Origin of the sequence: Trueperella sp. LYQ141, assembly GCF_046599555.1 — a bacterium.
GTDB lineage: Bacteria > Actinomycetota > Actinomycetes > Actinomycetales > Actinomycetaceae > Trueperella.
Window position 1 is genome coordinate 108,712 of record NZ_JBKIWQ010000005.1, and the last position, 16,314, is coordinate 125,025.

General features: G+C 54.6%; 17 protein-coding genes. 8 read left to right on the top strand and 9 right to left on the bottom strand.

Annotation, left to right across the window (positions count from 1 at the left end; all coding sequences use genetic code 11):
- Positions 1 to 3 precede the first annotated feature (3 nt).
- A complete protein-coding gene (locus tag ACLHIJ_RS05630) occupies positions 4 to 669 on the bottom strand; it encodes a potassium channel family protein (protein WP_411296485.1) in 666 nt (221 codons plus the stop codon).
- A 27-nt stretch (positions 670 to 696) separates the two neighbouring features.
- On the bottom strand, positions 697 to 2,070 hold the full coding sequence (locus tag ACLHIJ_RS05635; protein WP_411296484.1) for a TrkH family potassium uptake protein: 1,374 nt from the start codon (positions 2,068 to 2,070) through the stop codon (positions 697 to 699).
- Between the two features lie 408 nt (positions 2,071 to 2,478).
- On the opposite strand from ACLHIJ_RS05635, the gene ACLHIJ_RS05640 reads away from it, so the two are divergent.
- From ACLHIJ_RS05640 to ACLHIJ_RS05655, 4 genes are all read left to right on the top strand, one after another.
- Positions 2,479 to 2,694, top strand: coding sequence for a helix-turn-helix domain-containing protein (locus ACLHIJ_RS05640; RefSeq protein ID WP_411296483.1), 216 nt, complete (start codon positions 2,479 to 2,481; stop codon positions 2,692 to 2,694).
- Between the two features lie 114 nt (positions 2,695 to 2,808).
- On the top strand, positions 2,809 to 2,907 hold the full coding sequence (locus ACLHIJ_RS05645; RefSeq protein WP_005504750.1) for a 30S ribosomal protein bS22: 99 nt from the start codon (positions 2,809 to 2,811) through the stop codon (positions 2,905 to 2,907).
- 523 nt (positions 2,908 to 3,430) lie between these two features.
- A complete protein-coding gene (locus ACLHIJ_RS05650) occupies positions 3,431 to 3,880 on the top strand; it encodes a MarR family winged helix-turn-helix transcriptional regulator (RefSeq protein WP_411296482.1) in 450 nt (149 codons plus the stop codon).
- A gap of 3 nt (positions 3,881 to 3,883) precedes the next feature.
- The gene (locus ACLHIJ_RS05655) at positions 3,884 to 4,546 is read left to right on the top strand and encodes a histidine phosphatase family protein (RefSeq protein ID WP_411296481.1); all 663 of its coding nucleotides are present in this window, start codon (positions 3,884 to 3,886) and stop codon (positions 4,544 to 4,546) included.
- A 229-nt stretch (positions 4,547 to 4,775) separates the two neighbouring features.
- Here ACLHIJ_RS05655 and ACLHIJ_RS05660 read toward each other — a convergent pair whose 3' ends face one another.
- The 6 genes from ACLHIJ_RS05660 to ACLHIJ_RS05685 form a co-directional block, all read right to left on the bottom strand.
- On the bottom strand, positions 4,776 to 5,078 hold the full coding sequence (locus ACLHIJ_RS05660; RefSeq protein WP_411296480.1) for a hypothetical protein: 303 nt from the start codon (positions 5,076 to 5,078) through the stop codon (positions 4,776 to 4,778).
- 43 nt (positions 5,079 to 5,121) lie between these two features.
- Positions 5,122 to 5,436 (bottom strand): ArsR/SmtB family transcription factor, encoded by a 315-nt coding sequence (locus ACLHIJ_RS05665; protein ID WP_411298640.1) that lies wholly within the window; start codon positions 5,434 to 5,436, stop codon positions 5,122 to 5,124.
- A 667-nt stretch (positions 5,437 to 6,103) separates the two neighbouring features.
- Positions 6,104 to 6,535 carry a PLD nuclease N-terminal domain-containing protein gene (locus ACLHIJ_RS05670; RefSeq protein ID WP_411298641.1) on the bottom strand — a complete coding sequence of 144 codons (432 nt, stop codon included), beginning with the start codon at positions 6,533 to 6,535 and terminating at the stop codon, positions 6,104 to 6,106.
- 51 nt (positions 6,536 to 6,586) lie between these two features.
- Positions 6,587 to 7,459, bottom strand: coding sequence for a 1,4-dihydroxy-2-naphthoate polyprenyltransferase (locus tag ACLHIJ_RS05675; RefSeq protein ID WP_411298643.1), 873 nt, complete (start codon positions 7,457 to 7,459; stop codon positions 6,587 to 6,589).
- 98 nt (positions 7,460 to 7,557) lie between these two features.
- The gene (locus ACLHIJ_RS05680) at positions 7,558 to 8,787 is read right to left on the bottom strand and encodes an AMP-binding protein (protein WP_411296476.1); all 1,230 of its coding nucleotides are present in this window, start codon (positions 8,785 to 8,787) and stop codon (positions 7,558 to 7,560) included.
- On the bottom strand, positions 8,780 to 9,886 hold the full coding sequence (locus ACLHIJ_RS05685) for a 1,4-dihydroxy-2-naphthoyl-CoA synthase (protein ID WP_411298644.1): 1,107 nt from the start codon (positions 9,884 to 9,886) through the stop codon (positions 8,780 to 8,782). Before ACLHIJ_RS05685 ends, ACLHIJ_RS05680 begins: the two co-directional genes overlap by 8 nt.
- Positions 9,887 to 10,114: 228 nt before the next feature.
- On the opposite strand from ACLHIJ_RS05685, the gene ACLHIJ_RS05690 reads away from it, so the two are divergent.
- The gene (locus ACLHIJ_RS05690) at positions 10,115 to 12,223 is read left to right on the top strand and encodes a trypsin-like peptidase domain-containing protein (protein ID WP_411298645.1); all 2,109 of its coding nucleotides are present in this window, start codon (positions 10,115 to 10,117) and stop codon (positions 12,221 to 12,223) included.
- 783 nt (positions 12,224 to 13,006) lie between these two features.
- On the opposite strand, the gene ACLHIJ_RS05695 is transcribed toward ACLHIJ_RS05690, so the two are convergent.
- Positions 13,007 to 13,522, bottom strand: coding sequence for a hypothetical protein (locus ACLHIJ_RS05695; RefSeq protein WP_411296472.1), 516 nt, complete (start codon positions 13,520 to 13,522; stop codon positions 13,007 to 13,009).
- Between the two features lie 39 nt (positions 13,523 to 13,561).
- Here ACLHIJ_RS05695 and ACLHIJ_RS05700 point away from each other — a divergent pair, with 39 nt between their 5' ends.
- The 3 genes from ACLHIJ_RS05700 to ACLHIJ_RS05710 all read left to right on the top strand — a co-directional run bounded on the left by ACLHIJ_RS05700 (position 13,562) and on the right by ACLHIJ_RS05710 (position 16,314).
- Positions 13,562 to 14,272 carry a class I SAM-dependent methyltransferase gene (locus ACLHIJ_RS05700; protein WP_411296471.1) on the top strand — a complete coding sequence of 237 codons (711 nt, stop codon included), beginning with the start codon at positions 13,562 to 13,564 and terminating at the stop codon, positions 14,270 to 14,272.
- A 267-nt stretch (positions 14,273 to 14,539) separates the two neighbouring features.
- A complete protein-coding gene (locus ACLHIJ_RS05705) occupies positions 14,540 to 15,844 on the top strand; it encodes a geranylgeranyl reductase family protein (protein WP_411296470.1) in 1,305 nt (434 codons plus the stop codon).
- Positions 15,845 to 15,954: 110 nt separating this feature from the next.
- Positions 15,955 to 16,314 carry an NADH-quinone oxidoreductase subunit A gene (locus tag ACLHIJ_RS05710; protein WP_411296469.1) on the top strand — a complete coding sequence of 120 codons (360 nt, stop codon included), beginning with the start codon at positions 15,955 to 15,957 and terminating at the stop codon, positions 16,312 to 16,314.

The following is a 16,314-nucleotide window of genomic DNA, read 5'->3' on the forward strand; positions in this document are numbered from 1 at the left end:
GAGCTACTTTCGGACGTTTCGGTTCGCGAATTCCTCCAGGAGCGCGGAGTCACCGGAGACGATCAGAGTATCTCCCTGACCGATCTTCGTCTCAGAGTTGGCGTATTCAAAGGGCTGACCAGGGGATTTCACCCCAATAATCGTCACGCCGAAGCGCTCGCGTACTCGGGATTGGGCGATAGTGAAGCCGATAAGATCGCGCGGGGGAATCATCTTGACGATCGTGAATTGATCTTCCATTTCGATGTAGTCAAGCATCCGCCCAGAGAGCATATGCGCCACTCGTTGCCCGGCGTCATATTCGGGATAGATGACGTGGGTAGCCCCGATGCGCTTGAGGATAGTGCCATGTTCGCGAGAGGTGGCTTTTGCCCAAATATCACGGATTCCTAGATCGACGAGGTTTGCAGTAATGAGCACGGAGGCTTCGAGGTTTCCTACTCCGACGACGGCCACATCGAAATCTTCTGCGCCGAGTTGGTGGAGGGCTTCGGCACTGCGAGCGTCGGCTTCCACAACCCGAAAACGATGTGACCACTGTTGGGCACGATCTGCGTTCGCTTCCACCGCGAGAACGTCTTTACCGAGACGGTCTAAGGTCACGGTGATCGCTGAGCCGAATCGTCCTAAGCCGATAACGAGAGCGGCATTAGTGAGGCTGTCAGCCATAACTCCTCCTGATTAAAGCGGGCGTGCTTAGCCGATGATGGGGCGATCTTCCGGAAGGCGGATGACGCGTCGGCGCGAACGCAATGCGAGCGCACCGGCAAAAGTCATCGTACCGACTCGACCAAGGTACATCACGACGATGAGAACAAGTTTGCCAGCAGTGGGCAGGTTTTGCGCTAGCCCTGTGGATAATCCGCACGTTGCGAACGCAGAGACGGTGTCGAATAGGACTTGGCCGAGTGGTTCGCCAGAGATCTGCAAAATCGCCAGTGAGGCGACGCCAACAACGAAAGCGCCGAGGAATGCCGCAGAAATAGCGAGCCGAATGACATCTGGGGGAAGGCGCTTGCCAAAGACTTCAGTATCTCGATCGCCGCGGGCTTCGGCCAAAATTGCTAGGACGAGCACAGCAAAGGTTGAGACTTTGATACCCCCACCCGTCGATGCGGAACCTGAGCCGATGAACATGAGTGCGTCCATCGTCAGCCAAGTCCCTTGGGACATCGAGGCAATATCGACGCTACTGATTCCGGTTGAACGGACGGTTGTGGCGTGGAAGAGCGTTGCCAGGATGTGTTGGTTGAGGGTGAGGTCGCGGAATGCTCCGTTCCATTCTTGAGCGCCAATCATCACTACGGCAGTGATCCACACCAGGGCGTAGGTGGTGACGGTGAGTTTGGTATGGATCGTCCAACGGCGCGGCGAACGAGGATTTTGGGCGATGTTGAGCATGACGGGGAAACCCAAGCCGCCGCAAATTGTGCCCATCATGATAGGCACGCAGATAGCCCAGTTACCTACTGCGAATCCTAAGTTGGGTTCGATAATGAATCCGGCATTGTTGAACGAGGAGATAGAGGTGAAAACGGCGTGGAATAGCCCTTTGAGGAAGGATCCTTCGCGGTCCATAAAAGATGGAAGGAGGGCGAGCGCGATCAGGGTTTCTGCGCTCATAGAGGTAATAATGACGACTTTGAGCAGACCGCCGACTTCTCCGAGGCGTGATCCGGTTTCATTCGCTGCCAAGATGCGTTGTGTCAGCCCGATATGGCGAGATATGGCGAGTCCGATCAGGGAGGCCAGGGTCATCACGCCGAGCCCGCCGATTTGGATACCGACGGCAATGGCTGTCTGCCCGAATGGTGACCAGTATGTTGCGGTGTCAACGATGCTGTGCCCCGTCACGCATACGGCGGATGTTGCCGTGAATAGTGCCTCAACGATATGTGCTGGGGGAGCGTCGGTGGTGGCGATGGGTAGGCAGAGTAGTGAGCTGATGATCAAAATGATGAGGGCAAAGACGATCAGCGCCAATCGGGCCGGATAGTTACGAGCAAAGTGGTCGATCTTGTCGCGTATTCGCGATCCGGTAGGGGCGACGGGCAGTTCACTGGTCATCATTCACCTCCTCAGGTGCCTCAGACGTGCGGCGTGGCAGTAAAATATTCACGTCGTACTGTGACTCATAGATGAGACAAAGCACTGACAAGCGTAGCCCAAAACGAAGAAGAGAGTTAGCGTTGTGGCATATTGGACGTTCTTAGCCGAAGTGAGTAATGCCTGTTTGCGGGCTGAACGACAAGTAATACCCAGTGTGTACGGGCTTAGCACGCTGCGATGCGGCGCTGTTTATCGCCAAATGGGTATGTGGCTAGCGCGATAGTGACTGAAACAACGAGGGGTATTCGTCAAAAATTCTCTTGTTTCTGATGTTGTTTGTGAGGAAATCGGGTAAGGTGTGATTCGATATCACGCACACGCCGTGTTGCATAGCAGCATGGATACCCCATACGGGAAACGAGGACGAGCATGGCGCAGCTTCCCCCATCAGCACCGCGATTTTTCACTGTCGCTGAGGTTGCTGAATTAACGCGCGTTTCGCGCATGACGGTTTACCGGATGGTCCATTCGGGCGAGCTGCCAGCAGTGCGTATTAGTAATTCCTATCGCGTTCCACGATCGGCTGTAGAACAGCTTCTCGCGCAGGCCGATATGGATATCCAGTTGGGGATCGCAGAAGCGTAGTATTCCTAACGTTTCACCAATTGGCTTGTTGATTCACTGCTTAGGTGCGGTAGGATCTTTCTCGTTCAATCGCGTGATAACACGACGAACATCACAAGCATCGGAGGCCACCTTATGGGTTCGGTAATCAAGAAGCGCCGCAAGCGTATGTCGAAGAAGAAGCATCGTAAGCTGCTTCGTAAGACGCGTCACCAGCGCCGCAATAAGAAGTAATTGCGGTAGGCGTGTAAGAACCGGTTTCCTTTGGGAAGCCGGTTCATTGTTTTACTGCGCGTTAATGCGGCTATGGGTTTGTGTGTTCATAGAGTGAGGCAGACTTCAGGCCGGTAATGGAGGCTGCGTAGAGCTGTGGCGGTATGCGTCTCGTTGTGAGATGTCCACCGACGTGGAGAGCTGCATATTCTGTGGGTGAATCTACGATAAGTGGTGAGATGAGATTACTGAGATGTGTGGATAATTTGACGAAGAATCTTTGAATGGAGACTGACGAGTAAGCTATCGCAAAGGCGTGCGTAGCTATGGCTTGTTGCGTTCTCAAATTCTCGATCGCTTGAGGTGCGCGTGTCACGTCTGCCGTCCCCTGACTGGGGACATTTCTCCCTATATGTGTCGCAAAAGTTGTCGGAAAAGCGCGGTAACACCGGGAAACACCGTAGCGCAGGGGAACACAGCCTCTCGCGTTTTTTGTCAGACGTCTTATACTGGAGAGTATCTCAGAGGGGAAGGATGAGAGAAAGTGGTTAATTGGCTCAGCGACGAAGAGCAGCTATCGTGGCGGCGGTTTCTCCGCGGATACGCTCTCGTGCTTGAAGGCGTGAACCAGGATCTCCTAAATCAGTCTGATTTGTCGATCAACGAATACGAAGTACTTGTGCGTCTATCGGAATCTCCTGATTTTCAATTGCGGATGTCCTGCTTGGCACGAGATTTAGTCCATTCGCGCTCGCGGTTAACGCACGCGATCAAGCGTATGGAAGATCGGGGCTTAGTGCGCAGGCATCCGTGTAGCGAGGATCGTCGGGGAATCGTATGTCAGCTCACTCAGGAGGGGTACCGTACGTTAGTGCGCGCTGCTCCGGGGCATGTGGAATCTGTTCGTCAGCATCTCCTCGATCATCTCACTAGCGAGGAGTTTGCAACGTTGGGAGAGATCTTCGGCAAGCTGATTGAAAAAGAAGAAAAGTAGTTCATGGAGATAACGACAATACATCTCGTCCGGCATGGAGAGGTCCATAACCCGGAGGCGGTGCTTTATGGGCGGCGCCCTGGCTACCATCTGTCCGAGCTTGGGCGGCGTATGGCTGACGGTTTAGGGCAGGCCTTTGCCTCGCATGATATTCGTTTAGTCCTCGCCTCGCCGCTAGAGCGCGCAGTGGAAACGGCAACGCCAACGGCCCAGGCGTTTGGGCTCCCCGTCGGGCAAGATGTGCGCCTGATTGAGGCGGATAATAAATTCGAGGGAGTTCCCGTCAATAAAAACCGCTGGGTGTTGGCTCATCCGCGATATTGGTCGTGGTATCTCAATCCGCTGACTCCATCATGGGGGGAACCGTACGTTGAGGTTGTGGCGCGGATGTCTGCGGCGATTGCCGAAGCGCTTGAACAGGCTCGCGGTGGTGAAGCGGTGTTAGTCTCGCATCAGTTACCGATTTGGACTATGCGACGTTTTATTGAGCGTAAGCCTTTTGCTCACGACCCGCGTAAACGAGAGTGCTCTTTGGCGTCGGTTACGTCGTTGACCTTCGCAGATAAGCAACTGTTGGCTTTGGATTATTGGGAGCCCGTAGGGGAACTGCTGACGCAGGCGGCAGATATGGTTCCGGGAACCTCGCAGGCAGCGGCACACGCCTGAAGCGGGCGATGGTGTTGGCGTGCTGGTATTGGTGTAGGGCTACTCGGAAGAGCTACGTAGAGGTTTTGTGATCTGAGAGCAGGAGAAGTGTAGTGGTCTTGCCTCGGCTAGCTGACGCATTGGAGAGATAGTCTTTCGATAGTCATGTGGCTGGGGTGGGATCGGGTCAATCCGATCCCACCCCAGCCACATGTATGTTTTCTGCGTATATACCTACTGCGGTTTACTCTCAGTGCTCGTCGTAGTGGTCGCCGTGTTCGTGGTGCAGATGACCATCGTGGAGGTAGTCAATGTGCCCATCGTGTTCCACGGCTTCATGCCCGCACTGTGGTGCGTGGGTGTGACCGCCGTGATCTTCGCTTTCGCGGTGCTCTGAGGTGGTGTGCTCGTCGTAGTGGTCGCCATGTTCGTGGTGTAGATGACCATCGTGTAAATAATCGACGTGATCGGCGCGTTCAATTGCGGGATGGCCGCAATCCTTAGCGTGATGATGGTCGCCGTGATCTTCTGCGACAGTATGCTTATCGGTCATGATTACTCCTTGTGGTTAGACATTGATTATGTGGAGGGTGCGGTTAATCGTCGGTGTTAGCTGAGTGGGCGTGCGGCTCTTCGGCAACGTGCTTGAGAGCATCGCCGACGATATGTGCGACGTGTTGATCGCGTAGTCGGTAGATTATTTCGCGCCCGTGCCGCTCAAAATCAACTAATTGTGCAGCTCGTAAGACGCGTAGGTGTTGCGAAACGGCGGGCTGGCTCAAGGCTAGTTGATCTACCAGATCGCCGACTCGCGCAGGGGAGTGAGCGAGTGTTTCGAGGATGGCTAAGCGGTGTGCATTGCCGAGCACGGAGAAAATCTCCGCGGCTTGTTCCCAACGATTCATGCTCATATAAATATATAAGCATAAATGAATGTATTGGTCAAGTGTATATGAGATGAAAACGATTGGATATCTAAAGATTTGCGGGCAGAAATACGAAGAAAGGCGAACGAGGATCGAAAATAAGGAACCTGAAATGAAGAGCTAGCGGCCAGTAAATAAAAGGGTTGTCACATATCTGCCTCGTAACCGGCAGTGCTAATAGGTGTCGCGAGAGCACGTCAGGCAAACCTGAGCTACAAGCCAAATAAGGTGATTTACTCCGTGAGTGCCACCGAGTATCTGCCGATACCCTCCGGCAAGTAGTACGGCTAGCAGGCTCATATAGCTGCTCAGAACGCAATAGCGTAAATAGTAGAACGACGTATCAAAACTCGGTGCTAGTTGCGTGCCCGCGAAAGGAGATAGCGGCTGGTTAGCGCCCATACGGCAATCTACCCCAATACGTTCCCGCCAACGACGGTTACCTGGTTAGCAGTTGCTACCCATTCAACACTGGTTTCCCGTTCAACAGAACTACCTGCACAATAGTGGTTTTTGTGCCACTCGACAGTAGTTGCATATCGGGAATGCTGGCTACGGCTGCCCGCTAGCGGCACATACTGACCCGCCGCCACACCGAGTCGCAGTCAACTTTAGAGGGTATCTAAGGATTCCTCGTACGGATCAATGAGCTCTACCTGCGATATAACCCTGGAGAATCGTCATCCTCGTCGGTACGCCGCGGCGGTCTAGGCGCAGAGGAATCTGGGGGAGAAGCAGGTGACTCGTCGGTGTTCTCCGATTCTTCCTCGCGTAGCCGCTGCTCGTATGCCTTACGGCGATTGCGGGCTTCAAGACGGGCAAGAAACTCCGGATCGTCATCTGGAGCGACAGGACCACTCGGAGCAGCAGGCCGCCCAAATCCGACAGAGCGATAACCCGAGTTGAACACATTTTGGTACTTAAAGTACAGCCAGATCAGCGCACCTATCCCGGGGACGAGAATAATCAGAAGAAGCCAGGCAAGTTTAGAGATACGGGCCGGCATTACTGGTGTGCGCACGCAATCCATAACGGCATAGATAACCAGCGCTATCAGAAAAATAATCGGTAGTATTCGTCCCACGTCTCTAGCCTAATTGACAACTGTGTTTTTCTTAAGTTAAGTCTCATACAGCTACACTAGGAGCGCAACAGCCAGGGTGAGGGCATAGCCTAATTCGATGAGCCCGGTATCGCGCAGCACGACGATGAGATCACGCCCACGGGCGCCAGCTAATACATAGCGCCGAGCAAGTACCCCGCTCCACGCCATAACGATTATGACTACCCATCCCACTGGATAGCGCACAGCAATACCGCAGCCACAGATCAGCGCCACAAGCATGAGACCGCACCAGCTATAGCGCGCCCACTGATCCCCGAGGCGAACAGCTAAAGTTCGTTTTCCAGCCTGAATATCGGTGGGAATATCGCGAATATTGTTAATCATAAGCAGGGCACAGGCAATTAACCCCACTCCGGTTGCCCCGACCCATGCAGTCCACGGCGCATGAGAGCTTTGCGTGTAGGTTGTTCCGACGGTGGCGACATAGCCGAAGAACACCATCACGAAGAGTTCTCCTAAACCAATATAGCCATACGGATGTGTGCCTCCAGTGTAGAACCAGGCAGCAGCAACAGCTCCCGCCCCAAGGGCAAGTAGCCAATAGTGCCCGGACCACATCACCAAGAGCAGGCCACATATACAGGCAGCAGCAAAATGGGCAAAAGCGAGTAGCTTTACGGTGCGGGGCGGTACTTTCCCGCCGCCGGTTAGACGGGGTGGGCCAGAGCGAAATTCATCTGTCCCGCGAATCCCGTCAGAATAATCATTGGCAAAGTTGACCCCGATTTGAAAGAAGATTGCGACGAGGGCTGCGAGGATAGCTCTGCCTGCATGAAAACCACCGATGCTACCGGCTGCGCCCGTGCCTAAAATAACCGGCGCAACAGAAGCGGGCAGTGTCCGAATACGGGCACCTTCGCACCAGTCGGTCAAGGTTGCCATAGTGTTCCTTTCTTTGCCTACGCAGCCGTGCTCGCACCCGTCAGAGAGACGCAAAGCATTTATCGTTCTAGCGGGCGCTAAAAATGCTTTCTCGATTGTTAGATATGAGCGGCGAGATACTCCTGTGCGAGCTGCTGCACGTGACGCCGATTGATTTTACCGGAATCCGTCATCGGCCAATGCGTGGCAAGACTGTGCAATGTGAGCACATAGCGTGGTGACCAGCCGATACCCAACTCCGATTTAACCCAGGAGCGAATGACGGTAATATCGCAGGACTGGGCCGGGCGGTCAGTATCGTCAATAACCGCCACAACAGCTTCTCCCCATGTTTCGTCCGGTACCCCGACCACAATGCTCGTCCATCCAGTGCGGGTGATAGCGGATTCGATGAGCTGTGGATGGACGGTTAATCCCCCAGTGGTAATGGCATCGTCAGCCCGCCCTAAAATGCGCAGGTACTCGCCGTCAAATACGCCGACGTCATTAGTGATATGTACCCGCGGGCTCCTATCCGCCAGCACATGCGGATCGTGCCCACCACAATATCCCAATGCGACGCTAGATGAGGCCAGGTGAACCCGTCCGTCTGCTTCGTCGATATGGATTGCTGTATCGCCAATCGGCAGACCGTCATATACGCAACCGCCGCACGTCTCCGTCATGCCATACGAGGTGTGAATCTGCAGCCCGCGCTGTTTCGCAGCCTCCAGCAGAGTTTCCTGGGTAAATGCGCCACCGACAAGAAAACAAGCAGAACTTAGCATGGCACATAGCTGCGGATCGGCGAGGATTCGAGCTAGCTGGGTGGGAACAACGGAGAGATAGAACTTCGTTAAATCCGCTATCTGATTGGCTACCGCCTCGGGGTTAGCCAAAGACAATGCGCGAGCATATAACGGGCTTTTGCCGGATGAGTTATCAAGGGTTTGCAGTTCGCCGCTCAGATCTACAAGCACGGTGCGCACAATGGTTTGGAATCCGGCGATGTGATGATAGGGCAGCTCGCAGGCCCATACCTGTGGTCCATCTAGCGCCTGATGTGTGGCGTGCGCGGAGGCGATTAACGAATCCCAACTCAGTGCCACAATTTTTCCGGTTCCACTGGTCGAACCAGAGGTGCGCATAAGGACTCCCGTATGCGGTGGATAGCCTAAGGCACGCACTTCCTCGCGAACAGCATCCGGGGTGTTATTCGGGGCGATCAGGCACAACGGGGCCGGTTCTGCACCGGCCAGATACTGGGTTAACGCCCGACGTACGGCAGCCTCAACCCGAGTACATGCAGCTATCCCGCTTCCGCCGGAGATGATCTCAAGTTCAGGCATAGTAGGGGAAATCCTCCCAATGAGGAGCGCGCTTTTCCAAGAATGCATCCCGCCCCTCTTGAGCTTCGGCGGTCATGTAGGCCAGTCGGGTTGCTTCACCAGCAAATACCTGCTGACCAGCTAGCCCGTCATCGGCGAGATTGAAGGCGAATTTCAACATGCGCAGGGCTTGTGGTGATTTCATGGCCAGAATACGGGCATATTCACAGGCCGCCTCTTCGAGCTGGGCGTGTGCGACGGCTTCATTGATGACGCCCCAACGTTCTGCCTGCTCAGCAGAGTATTCGCGAGCCAGGAAAAAGATCTCGCGCGCACGTTTATCGCCTACTTGTCGGGCGAGCAGAGCCGAACCGTAGCCCGCATCAAAGGAGCCAACATTGGCGTCAACCTGCATAAAGCGTGCATGCTCCCGCGAAGCGACGGACAAATCGCAGACGACATTCAGGGAATGACCGCCACCTGTGGCCCAACCGGAGACGGCGGCAATGAAAATCATCCCGCTGGTGCGCATGAGCCGTTGAACTTCGAGAATATGGAGTCGGCCCGCGCCACCGGCACCAGCGCGCAAAGCGGCATGCGCTGCCGATACATTCTCCGGTAGGCAAGCAGCAAGAGGGGTAGTGCTATCAGACGATCTATTAGGTGATGTTTCGGCCTCAGGATGGGGAGCGGCTACGCCTGCCTCTGTATGTACCGATTGTGCCGATAGCGCGCTCGCGTTGTCGTAGCAGTATCCGTCTTTTCCTCGGATTCGCTGATCTCCTCCGGAACAAAACGCCCATCCGCCGTCGCGCGGTGAGGGACCATTTCCGGTGAGGATGACGGCACCAATTTCTCCGCTTAATCGCGCATGATCGATAGCTCGATATAGCGCGTCAACTGTTTCGGGTCGGAAAGCATTGCGCACTTCCGGGCGGTTAAACGCGATGCGCACTAACGGCAGGTCGCGCTCGTGGACGCAGCGGTCGCCGTCATATAGCCGTTCTACTCCGCGGTGGTAGGTAATATCCCCGTCGGGAAAACCAGGAATTGACCGCCATTTGCGCGGGTCGAAGATGTCGGATACTGGTTCAGGTAGGGGATGGACATGATCGTTCATAGCGTCATTGTGCCAGGACGGCACGGGTTTTGCTGTGGGACGAACATTTTCAGGCAACATTCAGGTGAAGCTCACGAAATGGGAAGATAATGGTGTGACGCTAATTTCTGTAGCCAGTACCGCTCGGGATACGTCCCGAAATGTGGTGAAGATGACCGCGCCACTGTGCTAGGAGGAAAATCTTAGTGTTTGTGAGTGCGCGCAGCGGCCTGAGAAAGGACACAGGTAATGAACGACGAGGAGTGGCAGCCAGTGGCCGGTAATGGTGCGGAGTATCAGCCAGGCGCAGATCCGCAAACAGGGCAAGCTCAAATGGGGCAAACTCAGTTTGGGTTTGGGCCGACGCAGGACGCAGAACACGGCGCCCATCAAGGCGCTGAACCGGCAGAGATACCTTCGGCACATGTTTCGGATTCGGCGGGCACCTCCTCCCACAGTGGCGATACTGCCTCTGTGCTTATGCCGACGCACCCTGGGCAAGCAGCGGTAACGCCCGATCCGGCATCTTGGGATCAGGGCAATGAAAGCCAACTGCAGAATGGATGTTCAGATGGCGACGCCGTGGCTCAGCCTGATTTTTCTGCGCCGCCTGTTGCTCCAGACGTGGCGGCGATGCCGCAAGCACATTCACATTCGCCGCTGTTTTCTGATGGAGAATCTGCGCCGTCATCGCATGTGGATAGGCAGAGTGCGGCATCTCGTCAGGTAACGGCGGAATACCCAGTGGGTCATTCTTCTAGCTGGGGCTCAGAGCAGGTGGCGGGCGGTACGTCGGCGATTAATCAGGGTAGCGAGAGCGTACAACACAATGCTGCGTTTACTGCCTCCTCGGAATCTTCCTCCTGGGATTCTTTACCGACGCAGGAGGTGCCGTTCCTGGGTTCTCATACGGCGAGGTCGGCGTCTGCTGCCCCCGTATGTGATACCTCGGTGGCGAGCACGTCAGAGCAAAAGAACGGAGCGCCCGAGCAGCCGTTCGCTTCGCAACAGCCGGTCATCTCGCAACCGTCGGTCGCGTCAGGAGAATTCGATCAGCCTGGGCAGTTCGCCGGATCCGCATCAACTATGCCCGATCCGAATCCGATTCACACGCCTCACGATGAGCAGATGAGCTATCCGCCAGCAGCAACGATGCCGCTGCCCCAGTACTCGAATGAACGCCCTGAGCAACAAATGCCGTGGAGTGGTTGGGAAGAAAAACAGGCCGGTAAAGCCTCGCGGTCTAAGCGCCGTCCTGGTTGGGCGGCACTGATTGCGGTCGGTCTGGTTGCTTCATTAGTCGGAGCAATGATTGGGGTCGGAGTGATGTCGTGGCGGTGGGGGCAGGCCCGCCCAGCTTCCATGCCGCAGCCGACAGCTACCGGAACGACTCAACTCGTCAGCTCGGTTGGTTCTACCCCAGATTGGCATGCCGTCTCAGAAGCAGTTAGCGGTGCGGTGGTTTCCATTGATGTCGAAACAGGATCTGAAGCGGCAGCAGGATCTGGCTTTATTATTGACGCCGATGGGCATGTACTCACCAACGATCACGTCGTTGATGGGGCACAGAAGATTGCGGTCAAACTTTCCGATGGTCGGATCTATGAGGCAAGCGTGGTTGGCACAGATGAATCAACAGATTTAGCGGTGCTGGCGCTCAAGTCCCCTCCGAAAGATCTGAGCGTCGCCCAGTTAGGATCCTCTGCAGATCTTAAGGTTGGTCAAGCGGTTGCCGCTATCGGTAATCCGTTGGGATTGTCAACGACGATGACGACAGGCATTATCTCGGCGCTTGATCGTCCAGTCCAGACTTTTAAGACGGGTCAGAATTTGCGGGATGCGACGCGGGTGGTCACGAATGCGATTCAGATTGACGCTGCGGTTAATCCGGGTAATTCTGGCGGGCCGGTATTTGATTCCAGTGGGCGCGTGATTGGGATTGCTTCCTCGATTGCGTCACTATCTGAAACGCGGGAATCACAAAGCGGATCAATCGGTTTAGGTTTTGCCATTCCTATTGATTTGGCGCAGCGAATTGCAAAAGAACTTATTGAACACGGGGTCGCACAACACGCCTATATCGGTGTGCAAATTAAAGACGGAATTGGCACTGCACAGGGAACGTCCTGGACTGGGGCAGAGATCCAGAAGGTGGAAGCGGGAACGCCGGCAGAAAAAGCGGGCCTGCGTGCAGGTGATGTGGTTTTGAAGGTAAATGGCCACGATGTTTCGTCAGCGATTTCTCTGACGGGTTATGCTCGGCAGTTTGCAGCCGGGGATATCCTCACTTTGCTCGTCGAGCGTAACGGCGAACTCCTCAACGTCGATGTCACGCTCGCAACGCGCGCAGATTCCTAAATCATCGTCGTGGATGTTTCCAATAAAGGAAACAGCGATGAAGTGGTAGCTGTGCCGTTATCCGCCGGAGGTTGGCGTTCATATCTGACCTTGGGCAACACATAATTCACCGGACTGACGTGTGTCGGGTCGATTCCATAAGGAGTAGGCTCGACACACGTCATATTGTGCGGAGATTATTGTGCTGAAAACGTCGTAAAACGATAATCCATCAAGTCAGTATCAGTGAGTTAACGGCTCATAAGCTCTAGCTGGAACACGTCAGGTGACGTGTAACGCGAGAGGAGCTTCTGCTTTTATACGCTCATGAAAAGGGCAGACGAAAACGGTAGGGAATAACGGAATACTGTACGGGCTAAGAATGGCAAGGGATCTAAGATTGGCCCAGGCTGGGAGCTGCAAGCTATGTGAAGGCATGCGCGGATTGGCAAGGAATCCAGGATCGCCACTAATGCGGGAAGTCGGTATATGACACGACCAGTCGGCATGTAACACGGTCGAAGCGTGGTACATGCAAAGGGTAAGCGGTGCGCCTCTACGCCGTCAGCAGTGTGTGGACGGCAAAAGCGAAGAAAGAATCCGGCAAATTAATAACGGAGAATACCGCTATCTTCCCCAAAAGTACTGTTTGCGGCGCTAAAGGTAGTTAACACGCGCGCGGTATGACTAGCAAAGATGAACACAATAAAACGACGGGGATGTTTGTTGGGATGTGTATTAGGGCAGGCGGTATTCGACCTCCCAAAAATCTCGAAAAACAGGGCGTTACCTTATCGCTGCGGATTACGCTGGTGGGCGGACGGCATGATCGAGCACCTGACGCGCGAGTGGATCGAGGGTATCGAATACGTCCTGCCCGATCGGGCCAATTAACGTCAGCCACGCAGCGTCATCGTCGTAGCCGACAACAACCTGTGGAATGACGAGTGATCCGCTGTGGATACCGCGATTAACAGTAAATATATGCTCGCTATAGTGATCGGCAAAGACTGCGGGTTCGTCTGGCTCAGGGAAAGTAGTGGCACACAGGGCAATCAGGCCGGTGCCGGCACGGGTATAGGTATTGCGAATTTCCGCAGTGTCGTAGAGCTGTTGCCACCAGGAGCGGAAATCGTGGTACTGCTTTGAGCTGCCAGGGGGAGCATCGCTGCTTATGCTTGCCGCATGCCCACAGCATATTAGGGCCGGTGCGGGCGCACCTGAGAAGCTGACCACGCCAGGAAGCGAAACGAAAGTAGCAATGTTCGGGCGATGTGGCAGCGGTGTCGTCTGCGCGCGCAGTTGTGGAATCGTCAACACGAATAATGATGTTACGCGGCTATCTGGTTAAATGCAGGTATGAAACGTGCGACCTTGGCAAAGAATCCGGATGACGTCTCGTCGATGTTCGACGAGGTATCGAGCAAATATGACATCACCAATGCGGCACTGACGGGCGGCATGGTCTACGTTTGGCGTCATGCTACTCGGGATGCGATTAATCCACAGCCGGGGATGCGAATTTTGGATATTGCGGCTGGAACGGGAACGTCAGCAGCCTCGTATGCTGCTTGTGGTGCACAGGTTGTAGCGAGTGATTTTTCGGAAGGCATGATGCGCGAAGGACGTCGGCGCTATCCCGATATGGAGTTTGTGCGGGCAGATGCGATGGATCTACCTTTCGCGGATAATAGCTTTGACGTAACCACGATTTCCTACGGCTTGCGCAATATTCATGATCCGTTGGTGGCCTTAGCGCAGATGTTACGGGTAACTAAACCGGGTGGGCGGGTTGTTATTACTGAATTTTCCCGTCCGACGTGCCCCGTCTTTCGGGGATTGTATGAATTCTATCTGGGGGCGATTATGCCGCGGATTGCTTCAGTCGTCTCCTCCGATCAGGCGGCGTACCACTATCTTGTTGAATCGATCATGGATTGGCCGGCGCAGCAGGAACTAGGGCAGATGATTGCCAGTGTGGGCTGGCAGGATGTGGAGTATTGCAACCTGACAAATGGGATTGTTGCTATTCATCGGGCCCGTAAACCCTTAGCTGAGAAAGCGGCGTGATCCTCGGATTTGGCAGCGCGGTATTCTTTTGGGTAGCCGACGCGAGTATGCCCCTGACGGTAGTGGAACGCTGAGCTAGCTTGAGATTTTTGGATAGAACCGCATGGAGCGTGGCTGAGCGCTATAGCTATTTTCTTCTGCCGAGATACTATTTTGGCAACTGAACTGTGCTGTTAATATCGGGCAAAAATTTTCCTAATGTTTCCTGGAGTGCGTAGACTTATTCACGGTATAGCGGGGAATAATTTTGCGTGAAAGGCGGCGAGTATGGCACAAGATGCTGACGTTATCGTCGTCGGCGCAGGCCCCGCAGGAAGTGCCACCGCCTACTATTTAGCCTTGCATGGGTTGCACGTCATTCTTTTGGAAAAAGCGACGTTTCCGCGGGATAAAACCTGTGGTGACGGTCTGACTCCGCGCGCTGTGGGTGAGCTGATTCGCATGGGAATTTCCCTGCGCGAGGAAGATGGCTGGGTGCGTAACTACGGAGTGCGTGCCTACGGCGGCGGGCACTGTATTGAAGTTCCGTGGCCAGAATTGTGCTCAATGCCTTCCTGGGGAACGGCACGCCGACGAATCGATCTGGACCATATGCTTGCTCAGCATGCGGTGGCGGCTGGAGCGCACCTGCGAGAAGGTGTGCATGTTTGTGCTCCGCTCTACGATGAGCGTTCTGGTCGGGTCATTGGGGTCGAAGCGCAGGAGCGCAATTCCTTAGCTGAGGTGCCCGTAGCGGGATCTCGTCAGGATGTTCCTCGTAGCCAATATCGCGCTCGTTTTGTTGTTGACGCTGGCGGTGTAGCTGCTCGGTTAGCGACGTCATGTGGGCGCACCAAGAAAATGAATCGTCCGATGGGCGTCGCAGTACGCACGTATTTTGAGTCGCCGCTCGCCCAAACGGACATGATGGAGTCCCAGCTAGAGTTGTGGGCAGGAGAGCCGGGGCGTTCCGAACAGTTACCGGGATATGCCTGGATGTTTGCGGTTGGCGATGGTCTGGTCAATGTCGGTTTGGGTTCGCTGTCGGCGACGGCGAAAGCCTCCGGGATTAACCATAAAAACGTTTTGCAACAGTGGCTGGCCCATACGCCGGAAGAATGGGGTCTTACTGCGGAAAATCAGCGTGGGCCGATTCAGGGGGCGGCTTTGCCGATGGCCTTTAATCGCACCCCGCATTACGCCAATGGGTTAGCGCTGGTCGGTGATGCTGGCGGCATGGTTTCCCCGTTCAATGGCGAGGGGATTGCCTACGCGCTTGTTAGCGGTCGGTTGCTTGCTGATTCGATTGTGCAGGCGATGTCGCGTCCGTCGGTGCGCGAACAAGATCGGGCTATGGAGCAATATCCCATGCTGATGCGCGATGAACTAGGCGGATACTACACATTGGGGCGCATTTTTGCGAAACTTATCGAAAATCCCGCTGTTATGCATATATGTGTTAAATACGGTTTGCCGCGTCCCGCGCTCATGAAACTTGTCATGAAATTGCTTTCTGATTCGTATGATCGTCATGGTGGTGATTGGATGGATAGGTTCATTACCACGCTAACGAAGGTGGTGCCGCGAGCATGACGAACTGGCTAGAGAATACGTGCCCGCGCCTTTCGGGCTGTAGGGTGGAAGGTGAACTGCGCATTGGCGCGAGAATGCCTTCGATGAAGAACGGACATGTGGAGGACTAAATGTATTCGTATGTTCCCTTGTTAGTGATGATCATTGCCGCTGGCGTGGTCGCGGTCGCTGGTCTGTTAATGAGTGCCATCCTGGGCCCCAAGCGGTACAACCGCATTAAGGTTGCCAACTATGAATGTGGCCTAGAAGCAACTCCGAGTGCTGGTCACGACGGGCGATTCCCAGTGAAGTATTTTTTGACGGCAATGACCTTCATTATCTTTGATATCGAAGTGGTTTTCCTGTACCCGTGGGCGGTTAATGCCAATCGCCTGGGGTTGTTTGGCGTCGTTGCGATTGCGACCTTTGTATTCCTTATCACCGTCCCATTCATGTATGAGTGGCGTCGTGGCGGATTGGAATGGGAGTGA

Bases quoted from the DNA above. Each gene is read 5' to 3' on its own strand.
- ACLHIJ_RS05630 (WP_411296485.1), bottom strand. From the start codon at position 669: ATGGCTGACAGCCTCACTAATGCCGCTCTCGTTATCGGCTTAGGACGA.
- ACLHIJ_RS05635 (WP_411296484.1), bottom strand. From the start codon at position 2,070: ATGATGACCAGTGAACTGCCCGTCGCCCCTACCGGATCGCGAATACGC.
- ACLHIJ_RS05640 (WP_411296483.1), top strand. From the start codon at position 2,479: ATGGCGCAGCTTCCCCCATCAGCACCGCGATTTTTCACTGTCGCTGAG.
- ACLHIJ_RS05645 (WP_005504750.1), top strand. From the start codon at position 2,809: ATGGGTTCGGTAATCAAGAAGCGCCGCAAGCGTATGTCGAAGAAGAAG.
- ACLHIJ_RS05655 (WP_411296481.1), top strand. From the start codon at position 3,884: ATGGAGATAACGACAATACATCTCGTCCGGCATGGAGAGGTCCATAAC.
- ACLHIJ_RS05660 (WP_411296480.1), bottom strand. From the start codon at position 5,078: ATGACCGATAAGCATACTGTCGCAGAAGATCACGGCGACCATCATCAC.
- ACLHIJ_RS05665 (WP_411298640.1), bottom strand. From the start codon at position 5,436: ATGAGCATGAATCGTTGGGAACAAGCCGCGGAGATTTTCTCCGTGCTC.
- ACLHIJ_RS05675 (WP_411298643.1), bottom strand. From the start codon at position 7,459: ATGGCAACCTTGACCGACTGGTGCGAAGGTGCCCGTATTCGGACACTG.
- ACLHIJ_RS05680 (WP_411296476.1), bottom strand. From the start codon at position 8,787: ATGCCTGAACTTGAGATCATCTCCGGCGGAAGCGGGATAGCTGCATGT.
- ACLHIJ_RS05685 (WP_411298644.1), bottom strand. From the start codon at position 9,886: ATGAACGATCATGTCCATCCCCTACCTGAACCAGTATCCGACATCTTC.
- ACLHIJ_RS05690 (WP_411298645.1), top strand. From the start codon at position 10,115: ATGAACGACGAGGAGTGGCAGCCAGTGGCCGGTAATGGTGCGGAGTAT.
- ACLHIJ_RS05700 (WP_411296471.1), top strand. From the start codon at position 13,562: ATGAAACGTGCGACCTTGGCAAAGAATCCGGATGACGTCTCGTCGATG.
- ACLHIJ_RS05705 (WP_411296470.1), top strand. From the start codon at position 14,540: ATGGCACAAGATGCTGACGTTATCGTCGTCGGCGCAGGCCCCGCAGGA.
- ACLHIJ_RS05710 (WP_411296469.1), top strand. From the start codon at position 15,955: ATGTATTCGTATGTTCCCTTGTTAGTGATGATCATTGCCGCTGGCGTG.